The sequence below is a fragment of the Aquihabitans sp. McL0605 genome (genome assembly GCF_049993875.1).
GTDB lineage: Bacteria > Actinomycetota > Acidimicrobiia > Acidimicrobiales > Iamiaceae > Aquihabitans.
Genome location: NZ_CP188252.1, coordinates 3,738,182 through 3,749,325, shown reverse-complemented (window position 1 = coordinate 3,749,325; position 11,144 = coordinate 3,738,182). Strand labels below are relative to the sequence as shown.

Annotated in this window: 8 protein-coding genes; 3 read left to right on the top strand and 5 right to left on the bottom strand. The window is 72.0% G+C overall.

Annotated features, from left to right (window positions below; translation table 11 throughout):
• Window positions 1-2 precede the first annotated feature (2 nt).
• Together ACPPVX_RS17280 and ACPPVX_RS17275 are read right to left on the bottom strand one after the other, a co-directional pair.
• Window positions 3-2,489 carry a B12-binding domain-containing radical SAM protein gene (locus tag ACPPVX_RS17280; RefSeq protein WP_426571818.1) on the bottom strand — a complete coding sequence of 829 codons (2,487 nt, stop codon included), beginning with the start codon at window positions 2,487-2,489 and terminating at the stop codon, window positions 3-5.
• Window positions 2,490-2,601: 112 nt separating this feature from the next.
• Window positions 2,602-3,189 carry a PaaI family thioesterase gene (locus tag ACPPVX_RS17275; RefSeq protein ID WP_426571817.1) on the bottom strand — a complete coding sequence of 196 codons (588 nt, stop codon included), beginning with the start codon at window positions 3,187-3,189 and terminating at the stop codon, window positions 2,602-2,604.
• 51 nt (window positions 3,190-3,240) lie between these two features.
• On the opposite strand from ACPPVX_RS17275, the gene ACPPVX_RS17270 reads away from it, so the two are divergent.
• Both ACPPVX_RS17270 and ACPPVX_RS17265 read left to right on the top strand, forming a co-directional pair.
• Complete coding sequence (locus ACPPVX_RS17270; RefSeq protein WP_426571816.1) at window positions 3,241-4,113, top strand: ACP S-malonyltransferase; 873 nt, start codon at window positions 3,241-3,243, stop codon at window positions 4,111-4,113.
• Window positions 4,110-5,537, top strand: a complete 1,428-nt coding sequence (locus ACPPVX_RS17265; protein WP_426571815.1) for an MBOAT family O-acyltransferase — start codon at window positions 4,110-4,112, stop codon at window positions 5,535-5,537. Before ACPPVX_RS17270 ends, ACPPVX_RS17265 begins: the two co-directional genes overlap by 4 nt.
• Window positions 5,538-5,558: 21 nt before the next feature.
• Here ACPPVX_RS17265 and ACPPVX_RS17260 read toward each other — a convergent pair whose 3' ends face one another.
• The 3 genes from ACPPVX_RS17260 to ACPPVX_RS17250 form a co-directional block, all read right to left on the bottom strand.
• On the bottom strand, window positions 5,559-6,155 hold the full coding sequence (locus tag ACPPVX_RS17260; protein WP_426571814.1) for an SDR family oxidoreductase: 597 nt from the start codon (window positions 6,153-6,155) through the stop codon (window positions 5,559-5,561).
• Between the two features lie 50 nt (window positions 6,156-6,205).
• Complete coding sequence (locus ACPPVX_RS17255; RefSeq protein ID WP_426571813.1) at window positions 6,206-8,911, bottom strand: acyltransferase family protein; 2,706 nt, start codon at window positions 8,909-8,911, stop codon at window positions 6,206-6,208.
• Window positions 8,912-9,014: 103 nt separating this feature from the next.
• Window positions 9,015-9,671, bottom strand: coding sequence for an IclR family transcriptional regulator (locus tag ACPPVX_RS17250; protein ID WP_426571812.1), 657 nt, complete (start codon window positions 9,669-9,671; stop codon window positions 9,015-9,017).
• Between the two features lie 69 nt (window positions 9,672-9,740).
• On the opposite strand from ACPPVX_RS17250, the gene leuC reads away from it, so the two are divergent.
• Window positions 9,741-11,144, top strand: coding sequence for a 3-isopropylmalate dehydratase large subunit (gene leuC, locus ACPPVX_RS17245; protein ID WP_426571811.1), 1,404 nt, complete (start codon window positions 9,741-9,743; stop codon window positions 11,142-11,144).

Below are 11,144 nucleotides of genomic sequence, written 5' to 3'. Positions count from 1 at the left end.
GATCAGTCGGGGGCCCAGCGGTGGACGATGTGGCGGGCGCCGGGCCAGGCCAGCTCGAAGCTGTGGTGGTCGGTGACGCCGCGCCGGGTGCCCAGGGTGGCGCACGTGTGGTGGGGATCGTCGATCTCCACCGTCGCGGGCGGGTAGGTGCGCAGCGCAGCGGTGGGGGTGCCCTCGCGGCGGTTCTCGATCAGGTCGTGGAGCCAGGTCACGGCGTCGTGCGGCAGCTCCACCACGTCGGGGAAGGAGCGGCCGTGGTCGGGCAGGGCGTGGAGCTGGAGCGTGCGGATGGTCTGCCACTCGGCGTCGTCGCCCTGGATCGACCACTCGTCGTCGATGAAGCGGCCGACCTCGTCGAGCAGGAGCCACCACGGCCCGGGCGGGGTGGTGGAGTCGAGGAACCGGGTGAGCACCCAGGCGAGCAGCGGGTACGCGCCCGGATCGCCGATGGCACCGAGGCGCATCGTCTCCAGGGCATCGATCTCCCGCACCTCGAGCCGGGCACCGAGCCAGCGCACCACCAGGCGGAGCACGCCGTAGGTCTCGGCCGCGTGGAACGAGTCGACGATGCGGTCCATCTCGGCGCGCTGGTCGGCGGTGTAGCTCTTGGTGGACACCAGCCGGGCGTGCTCGTCGACCACGATCTCCCACTCGGCCCGGTACGAGGGCTCGTTCATGGGGCTGTTGGGGAGCAGCTGCGTGGCGTGGATGTTGGCGTTGACCTCGTGCTCCATGATCCCCTGGAGGTCGGAGAGCGTGGTGTCGACGTTGGAGCCGGGCAGCCCGAGCATGACGTCGCTGAGCATGGGCATCTGGTTGGCCCGGAACTTCTTGGCCAGGCGCTCGAACTCGGAGCTCTTCAGGTTCTTCCGCTTGGTGATGGCCAGCACGTTGGTGTCGAACGACTGCACGGACATGATCCCGTTCACGTCGAGCTTGGCGTCGCTCAGGATCTGCACGATGGGCTCGAGGTGCTTCACCGTGTTCTTGGCGTAGTTGGTGAGCATCCGCTCGGGGAACCCGCACGACTCCTTGAGCTCGGCGATGCGCCGGACGATGTCGACGTCTCGTTCGAAGATGCCGAAGTTGGCATCGGCGATCATGACGATCGGGATCTTGGACGTCGCGGCCCACTCGATCTCGGCGAACACGCGGTCGAGGTCGAACTTGCGGATGCGGGAGTTGGTGGCCGAGCCCCAGTCGCAGAACGTGCACCCGTAGGGGCAGCCGCGGTTGGACTCGATGGTGACCATCACCGCGGCCTCCTTCCACGCATCGAACAGGCCGGTGAGGTACGGCGACGGCAGGTCATCGAGGACCTCGACGCGGGCCCGGTCTGCCGTGGTGACCGGCTCGGCGTCGGGGGTGGGCTTGAACGTGATCCCGGCGACGTCGTGGAGGGCCCGCAGGTCGCCGTCGAGCTTGCCGTCGACCGCGGCGAGCACCTCGGCGATGGTCACCTCGCCCTCGCCGTGCACGATGACGTCGACCGAGGGGTTGTCGGCGAAGTACTGCTCGCGATCGCCCGGGAACTTGGGCGTGTCGGGGCCGCCGTGGATGACCAGGCTGTGGGGGCTGAGCTCCTTCACCTTGGCCGAGATGGTGCGGTTGCCCGGGCTCGACCACGTGTAGTTGGAGAACAGGAACACGGCGGGGCCGTCGACGGTGGAGCGACGGATCGACGCGGGCCGCACCTGCCAGTCGGGCACGAAGTCGTAGACCTCGGTGAGGGCACCGCCGTCGTGGGCTTCGCAGGCCGCCATGAGCATGCCGAGCGCGAGGGGCGGGTGGTTCTTGGCGCTGCGCTCCACCGGGAACACCGGCACCCGGCCGTTGCGCGGCGGACGAGCCTCGAGCTGCTCGACCTGCTGGCGCACGAGCGTGCGGGTGCGGGGGTGGACGCGGCGGGTGGACGCCTTCCCCTGGTCCCAGCCGGTGCGGTACGGCACCACCACCTCCTCGTCGATGAGGCCGGCCTCGCACAGGTGGACCAGCGCGGCGTCGCGAGCGGCGGGATCGGCGGCGAGGGGGTTGCCGGGCTGGCGGTCGGGGCCGATCGTCTCGCCGCGCGTGGGCATGGCGAACAGCCCGAGCAGACCGACCTGCTGGGCATCGAGGACGACGCCGTCGGGCCGGCCGACGGGCCAGACCACGAAGCCGGCCGAGGTGGCGAAGACGGGCTGGGGCAGCTGGGCCTGGAGCAGGAGGTCGGGCGCGTAGGTGGCCGCCGGGTGGGGCTCGGCCGGGACCGGGTGGGGCTCGGGCAGCTCCGGGAGCGGGGCGATGGTGCCCAGGTGGCGGACCCGCTCGGCGAGGTCGTGCAGGTCCTGGGGGTCGGACCCGCACCGGGCCGCGATGGCGTCGACGTCGATCGGCGCGCCGGCGAGGAGCCCGGCGATGACCTCGAGGCCACCGATGTCGGTGACCACCTCGGCATCACCGAACTGGACGACCGGTCCCGCCGTGTCCAGGAAGATGAGGATCGCCATCGGGAAGCTCGCAACCTCGGTGGATGGGCGCAGGGCGCTCCGGCCGACTCCCGCCCGGAACGGTCAGGGTACCGCGCCCTGCGGCCCGGCCCGACCCTCCCAGGGGTGTTGATCAGGCAGGAGGACGGCGGTCGGCGAAGCGCTCGACGTCGACCGACGCGAACTGGGCGCTGGCCCGCATGGTGACCTTGCCGTCGGCGAGCAGGGTGCCGCGCAGCTCGAGCAGGCGGCCCTGCGGCGCATCGGCCTCGACCTCGTAGCGGAGGGGAGCCCCCCAGAACGTGGGCTTGAGGTAGCGGACGTGGAGCCGACGGGTGACCGAGTGGCCGAGCAGGCGGTGCGCCATCGTCGACAGGACCATGTCGAACCCTGCGGCGAGGTAGCCGCCGTGGACCATGTCGGGCGGCCCCTCCCAGGCCGGGCCGAAGCGCACGTGGCCGATCAGGCGCCCGTCGTGCTCCTCGAGCTCGAGCGGCGGGTACACGCCGCTGGTGGCCTCGGGGATCGGGTGGTGGGCGGCATCGACGAAGCCGCGGGCGAAGCGGGTGCGCTCGGTGGGCTCGGCCGGGAACGCGTCCTGCGCGGCCTGCAGCGAGCGGCTCACGTGGGCCCACCCCGCCTCGTCGAGATCGTCGGTGGCCAAGCGGTCGGCGAGCGCCCGGAGCTGGGACGCCACCTGCTGGCGCTCGGGCACGGTCACGGTCGGTCACGCTACCCGGGACCCTCTGGCGGCTCCGGTACCATGCCGCCGATGTCGACGGGGCCTGCTGCGATCGCGTTCCCCGGTCAGGGCGGTGATTGGCGTGCCACCACCGCGGTCCTGGGCGCTCAGGCCGGCCACCCGCTCGTCCGCGCCCTCGCCGATCGGCTCGGCACCGACCGCTGGGATGCGCTCGACGGCCTCGACACCGCCAACGCCCAGCCCGCCATCTACGTGGCCGGCCTGGTCGGGCCCGCCGCCACCGCGCCGGTCGACGAGATCAGCCTGGCGATGGGCCACTCGCTCGGCGAGATCACCGCGGCCGCCTGGGCCGGCGCGTTGAGCTTCGATGCCGGCCTCGACCTCATGGTGGCCCGGGGTGCGCTCGGGCGCGCCGCCCAGGACCACCGTCCGGGCGCCATGACCGCGATCAACCGCTGGGAGCGGCCGAAGGTCGCCGAGCTGGCCGCAGCCGTCGCGGGCCGGTCACCCGGCCGGGCGCTCGAGGTCGCCGTCGTCAACTCCCCCACCCAGATCGTGCTCTCGGGTGACGAGGCGCTGGTCGACCAGGCCACGGATCAGGCGAACGAGCAGGGCGCGGTGGCTCGCCGGCTGCCCATCGGCGGGGCCTACCACTCGAGCCTGATGGCGTCGGCGCTCGTGGCGTTCCGGGCGCAGGTGGGCGACGCCGTCACCGCGGCGCCCCGCGTGCCGGTCCTGTCGTCCACCCTCCAGCTACCCCTCCGCACCGTCGACGAGCTCGTCGACGGCCTCGCCCGGAGCCTGGTGCTGGCCGTCGACTGGCCGGCCACCATCGAAGCGGCGGCCGCGCTCGGCGTCGATCGGGCGTTCGAGGCCGGCCCCGGCGACACCCTGCGCCGCCTGGCCCGCTTCGCCCCAGAGCTGGCCATCGTCTCGCTGTGATCTTCACCTCGTTCGAGTACGCCGGGTTCCTGCTGGCGGTCGTCGCCGTCAACTGGCTCCTCCCCACCCGGTTCCGCCCCGCCTGGCTGCTCGCGGCCTCCCTGGCGTTCTACGCGTCGTGGAGCGTCCCGGCCCTGGCGATCCTGGTGGCGATCTGCCTGCTGGTGTACGTGACCGGTCGGGCCCTGCCCGGCCTGAACGACCGGGCGCGGGTGGTGCTCACCGCGGTCACGGTGATCATCGCGGCGGGCTCGCTCGCGGTGTTCAAGATCCTCGAAGCCGTGGGCATCGACAAGGCCGACACCGGTCTGGCGGCCAAGTTCATCGTCCCGGTGGGCCTGTCGTTCTTCTCGTTCCAGGCCATCAGCTACGTGCTCGACGTGCAGCGCGGCGAGATCGAGCCCTCGCGGTCGATCATCGACGTGTCGCTGTACCTGGCGTTCTTCCCCCACCTGCTCGCCGGCCCCATCGTCCGGGCCAAGGTGCTCATCCCGAAGTTCCACGGCACGCCCCGCACGCCCGACGCGGTGCAGTGGGCCGAGGCCGCCGAGCTGGTCCTGGTGGGCGTGTTCAAGAAGGTGGCGCTGGCCGACCCGATCCTGCTGCTGTGCGTCAGCCCGTTCCACGAGCCGGCGGCCATCGGCCCCGCGCACGCCCTGGTGTTCCTCGTCGCCGTCCTGGTCGGGGCCTACTTCGACGTGACCGGCTACATCGACATCGCCCGCGGCTCGGCCAAGTTCCTGGGCATCGACATGCAGCGCAACGCCCTGATGCCGCTCACCAAGAGCACCGGCTACGCCGACTTCTGGCGGCGCTGGCAGCTCACCGTGATGATGTGGTTCCGCGACTACGTGTACAAGCCGCTGCGCGGCCCGGAGCACCGGGCGTGGCGCGAGCACCTGGCCCTGTTCGGGACGTTCTTCGTGCTCGGGATCTGGCACGGGTTCACCCTGGGCTGGACCCTGTGGGGCATCGCCTCGGGCCTGATCATCATCGCCGAGCGCTCGCTCCAGACCCGGCGGTCGGTCAAGCGGCGGGCCCAGACCAAGCGGGCCCGCAAGGAGCGCGACAAGAGCCTCCTCCCCCGTCCCCCCAACCCCTACGTCTCGTTGACCATCGCCCTCGTGCTGGTCATGGCGACGTTCCCGCTCGTGGCCGCCGGCAACTGGGCCGACACCCTGGCGCTCTACCGCTCGATCTGGCGCTTCGGCGGCACGCAGCCGAGCGCCGACCTGCTCTGGATGACGATGCTCGGCATCATCGGCGTGGTGGTGCTCGACCGGCGCGAGGCCCGACGCGAGGCCAAGGCCGGGCACCGCGATCCGGTGACGATCGCCCGTGCCGTGGCGTTCGGCGTCATGGTGACGGGGATCATCGTGTACTCGGGGCCCGCCCCGCAGAGCTTCGTGTACTTCGCCTTCTGAGCCCGCCCACAGGGGTCGGGATCAGGCGCCGAGGCCCATGGTGAGGCCGCCGTCGACCGGCAGGACGAGCCCGGTCACGTAGCCGGCGTCGGCCGAGGCCAAGAACGCGACCGCGGCGGCCACGTCGGCGGGGCTGCCGGCGCGCTTGAGCGGGGTGCCGGCGACGACGGCGGGGTCGACCGCAGCCTCCCCGGTGTCGATCAGGCCGGAGCGCACGACGTTGACGGTGATCCCGGTGGCGGCGAGCTCTCGAGCAGCGGTGCGGGCGAGGCCGACCGTGCCCCACGCCCCGGCGCCCGATCCATCGGCCCAGGTCCCGCCCGGAAGCCCGGTGACGGGCACGACGAACACGATCCGCCCGTACCCCCGCGCCTGCATCGGCGCCACGACGAGCTCCATCGCCTCGGTGGCGGCGGCGAGCGAGGCGGCCGCGGCTCCCGACTTCGAGCCGGCCGGCGGGCCCACGACGACCAGCACGTCGATCTCGGTGCCCTCGCCCAGCAGGCTCGCCAACCCCGATGGTGAGATCACCACGGTGGCGGTGTGGCCGGCCGCGCCCAGCTGGTCGGCGCACGCGACGGCGACGGCCGGGTTGGCGCTGAGGACGGCGGCGGTCACGGGAGCAAGCTACCCGGCTCCTCGGCGGCACCGAGCGACCGCCGGCTCGCTCAGCCGGCGGTGACGGTGCGCGGCCCCGGGCCCCGATCGGACCGGGATGGCGGCGGGGTGCCCCGGCGCCGGAGGATCCCGTTGCGCTTGCGGTACTGCTCGTAGGGCCAGTCGGTGAGCGGCTGGGTGACCCAAGCGACGGCGATGGTGGCGCCGAGGGCCACGGCCACCATCACGAGGCAGGTGAGGAACCGCGGTCCCAGGTCGACCTTGTCGTTGCCGCCCACGATCTTGTTGAGCACGCCGAGCACCAGCTGCTGCCACAGGAAGATGTGCAGCGCGAGGGCCGACAGGACCTTGAAGCGCTGCTGCGACAGCCACGCGTTGGCCTTGGCTCGCGACGGCGCCAGGGCCGCCGCCGTCATCAGCAGCACCACGAGCATCAGGTAGGGGAAGAACCGGAGCCGGTCCTCCATGTTCCCGTCCTTCCACAGGCCCGACCCGTCGCCCCAGTGCTGGCCGATCCCCGCCAGCAGGAGCACGGGGACGAGGACGAGGGCGTAGGTGATCGACGAGTGGTCGCGCAGCCAGCGGATCAGCGAGGGCGGCTCGATCCCCATCCGGCTGCCCACCGCGTAGCCGGCGACCACGATGCCGAAGCCGAAGAACTCGAGGTGGCTGAACGGGAGCGACGACGGCGCCGGCACGTCGGCGGCGTAGAGCAGCGTGCGCAGCAGCGGACCGAAGAAGACCAGACCCCACCCGATGGCGATGTGGGCCCGCAGCCGATCGGCCGGCTTGCGGAGCCGCCGGTTGTTCGACCACCGGGCGGCACCGAGGGCGATGAACGGGATGAACAGGTAGAAGATCACCTCGTTGCAGAGGTACCAGGCGGCCGGGATGCCCTTGAAGGCGCTCAGCTCGTGGCCGAAGATCTGCAGGAAGCCGTAGAGCCGGACGTAGCCCCACAGGTTGTCGGGCCGCACCTCGGGCAGGACGATCAGGTACACGGTGAGCGCGAACGCAAACAGCGGGAAGATGCGCAGCATCCGGCGCGTCCAGAACTTGCGGGCGCCGGGGCGCGGCTGGCGCCTCACGTCGGCCTCGATGAACGGCTGGTAGAGCACGAACGCCGAGATGGCGAAGAACAGGGCCACCGAGGCGCCGATCACGTGGATGACGCCTGCGAACGGGATGATCGAGGTGGCCAGGAAGGTGTGGCCCGCCACGATCAGGCACGCGCAGATGGCCCGGAACCCGTCGATGGGCTCGCACCACTGCGCGGCTGCTCCCGGCACGTCGGTGGTGCCGGCGCGGTGCAGGTTCGCGTGCATCGCGTCGGCGTCGGCGCGCAGCTCCGCCAGCTCGCCCTCGATGCTGTCGTGCTCGGGCTGGGGCTCGTCGTCGAACGGCACCGCCGCATCGAGCTCGGCCTCGGTGGGCTCGGGCCGGGCCCGGCCCTCGCGGGCCTCTTCCGCCTCCTCGACCATCAGGTCGGCGGCGTACCCCGCCTCGCCGAACTCCACGTCGTCGTCGGATCCGGCGCCTGCACCAGCCCGCTGCTCCCGGCCCCGGCTCCACTGGTCGACGCGCTCGCGCAGCTTGGCCGCGGGGAGCTCGACCACCACGAAGGTGGTGATGGCCAGGACGATCGCGAGGAAGAGGGTGGGCAGACCGAACCCGGTGGTGCCGGGGATCGGGAAGCCCAGGAAGCCCGGACCGAACCAGTCGGCGGTGTGGCGGATCAGCGGGACGTGCCACAGGTAGATGCCGTAGGTGAGCGGCGCGAGCATCTGCAGGGGCGCCGCCGCCATGAACCGCACCATCAGCGACCGGCGCATTCCGAACGCCACCGGGATGAACAGCAGCAGCGCCATCGTGATCTGCAGCGGGAAGTAGATCGACCGGATGTGGGCGTAGGGGTCGGTCACCCCCGGCACGTCGTAGGCGTCGAGCGCCAGGCGGGCGGCGATGAACACCAGGCACACGTACCCGACGAGGCACACCCACCAGTTGTCGGCCAGGATCCGGATGAGCTTGTAGCGCCGCCGGATGAGCGCCTGGCGCGTCTCCAGCACGGCGAACAGCATCCCTACGGGGAGGCTCATCACGGGGAAGGCGAGCGCCCCGCCGAAGATCAGGCCGAGCGAGAAGATGATGACGATCAGCGAGCCGATGGTGATGACCTGCGACTCGAACACGCCGAGGTCGGGCGCGAACCGGGCCCGCCCCTTCTTGATCCCGGCGGCGAACAGCGGCACCACCACGTAGAACGGCAGCTCGATGGCGAGGGTCCACATGGCGATGCCGAGCGGGCCGGTCAGCAGCTTCATCGGGTGGGGCAGGGGCAGCAGGAAGATGGCCTGCACCCAGTCGGTGAGCGAGTGGAGGGTGCCGGGGCCGTTCCAGATCACGGCGACGGCCAGCACTGCCCAGTACAGCGGGAAGATCCGCAGCACCCGGCGCAGCAGGTAGATCCAGAAGTTGGTGCTGCGGTCGGCGGCGGTCTTGACCCGGGGGGCCAGCACCGCCCGGGCGAACGGCCGGTAGACCAGGAACCCGGAGATGGTGAAGAACACGATCAGCGCCGGGTAGGCGGCCGCGCCGTAGTACGCCACCAACGTGTGGGTCGGACCGAACTCCGACCCCACGTGCGCGGAGATCACCCCCCACGCCGCCAGCACCCGCAGGCCGTCGATGGCCGGCACGTAGCGACGGCCGTCGGCGTGCACCGGGCGCGCCATCTTGGCGGGGTTCAGCTGCACCGGTGCTCCGCAGGGGTCCGCGGACGAAGAGGGTCTGGAGCCGATGCGGCCAGGGCAGGAAGGACCATCGCCCGACCAGTCTGGCAGCCCCGGAGGGCCGGCGTCACCGGGGGCCGACGGCAGCGGCGATCTCGGCCGCGGCCGCCGCGACGGCCTCGCCGTGACGCGCACCGGGGTGGTCCCCCAGGCGGCCGAGCGGGCCGGAGATGCCCACGGCGGCGACCAGCTCGCCGGCCACCACCACGGGAGCGCTCACCGAGGCCACGCCCGGCGCCCGCTCCCCCACGCTGTCGGTCCAGCGGGCCGCGCCCGCCTCGCCGCTGAGGATCCGCCCCGCCGACCCGAGGCCCAGCGGGAGCCGGGCCCCCTGCGGGACGATGGTGCGCAACTCGTGGGGCGACTCCAGCGAGACGACGCACACCCGGTGCTCCCCGTCGCGCCGGTACAGCTGGACGCTCTCGCCGGTGAGGTCGCGCAGGGCCTCGAGGGCGGGGCGCGCCGCCTCCGCCAGGGGCCAGTCGTCGGCGGCGGCGCGCCCGAGGCCGATGAGCCGGACGCCGAGCAGGAAGCGGCCGTCCTGGTCGCGGCGCAGCAGGCCGTGGACCTCGAGGGCCACCGCCAGCCGGTGGGCGGTGGCCTTGGGCAGGCCGGTGGCGGCGACGAGATCGGCGAGGGTGCAGGGGCCGTCGGCGATGGCGACCGCGTCGAGCACGGCAACCGACTTGTCGAGGACGCCGACACCGCTTATCGTCTGTTCCATCAGTTGACATTCTTGTCTCACATGTTGAGACAAAGCAAGCAGCACCCCGGAACCGCAACGGAGCCCGTCATGTCCGCACCGAAGACACTCAGCCAGAAGGTCTGGGACGCCCACGTGGTGTCGCAGGCACCGGGAGAGCCCGACCTGCTCTTCATCGACCTGCACCTGGTCCACGAGGTCACCAGCCCCCAGGCCTTCGACGGCCTCCGGATGGCCGGGCGCGGCGTCCGCCACCCCGAGCTCACGATCGCCACCGAGGACCACAACGTCCCCACCGAGAACACCAACCTCGAGATCGCCGACCCGATCAGCCGCAAGCAGGTGCAGACGCTGCGCAACAACTGCGCCGAGTTCGGCATCACGCTGCACCCGATGAACACGCCCGGCCAGGGCATCGTGCACATCATCGGCCCGGAGCAGGGCCTCACCCTCCCCGGCATGACCATCGTGTGCGGCGACTCGCACACGTCCACGCACGGTGCGTTCGGGGCCCTGGCGTTCGGCATCGGCACGTCGGAGGTCGAGCACGTGCTCGCCACCCAGACGCTGCCGCAGCCCGCCGCCAAGACGCTGTCCATCACCGTCGACGGCGACCTGCCCGACGGCAGCACGGCCAAGGACGTCATCCTCGCCATCCTCGGGCGCATCGGCACCGGCGGCGGCATCGGCCACATCGCCGAGTACCGCGGCTCGGCCATCCGGGCCCTGTCGATGGAGGGCCGCATGACGGTCTGCAACATGTCCATCGAGGCCGGGGCCAAGGCCGGGCTCATCGCCCCCGACCAGACCACGTTCGACTACCTGCAGGGCCGGGCCCACGCCCCCACGGGCGCCGCCTGGGACGAGGCCGTGGCCTACTGGAGCACGCTGCCCACCGACGAAGGGGCCACCTTCGACAAGGAGGTCGTCCTCGACGCCGCCGAGATCTTCCCGCACGTCTCCTGGGGCACCAACCCCGGCCAGGTCGCTCCCATCACGTCCGCGGTCCCCGACCCGGCATCGATCGCCGACCCGGCCGAGCGCAACGCCGCCGAGCGGGCCCTCGAGTACATGGGCCTCACCGCCGGCACGCCCCTCAAGGAGGTCGCCGTCGACACCGTGTTCATCGGCTCGTGCACCAACGGCCGCATCGAGGACCTCCGGGCCGTCGCCGCCGTCGCCGAGGGCCGCAAGGTCCAGTCCGGCATGCGCACGCTCGTCGTCCCCGGCTCGTGGGCCGTCAAGCAGCAGGCCGAGGCCGAGGGCATCGACAAGGTGCTGACCGAAGCCGGCTTCGACTGGCGCGACCCGGGCTGCTCGATGTGCCTGGCCATGAACCCCGACAAGCTCGCTCCCGGTGAGCGGTCGGCATCCACCAGCAACCGCAACTTCGAAGGCCGGCAGGGCCGGGGCGGGCGCACCCACCTCGTCTCCCCCGCCGTCGCCGCCGCCACGGCCATCGCCGGCCACTTCGCCACCCCGGAGGATCTCTGA

What these genes read in the sequence shown, in the direction of transcription:
- ACPPVX_RS17280 (WP_426571818.1), bottom strand. Translation starts at nt 2,489, where the DNA reads ATGGCGATCCTCATCTTCCTGGACACGGCGGGACCGGTCGTCCAGTTC.
- leuC (WP_426571811.1), top strand. Translation starts at nt 9,741, where the DNA reads ATGTCCGCACCGAAGACACTCAGCCAGAAGGTCTGGGACGCCCACGTG.
- ACPPVX_RS17250 (WP_426571812.1), bottom strand. Translation starts at nt 9,671, where the DNA reads ATGGAACAGACGATAAGCGGTGTCGGCGTCCTCGACAAGTCGGTTGCC.
- ACPPVX_RS17270 (WP_426571816.1), top strand. Translation starts at nt 3,241, where the DNA reads ATGTCGACGGGGCCTGCTGCGATCGCGTTCCCCGGTCAGGGCGGTGAT.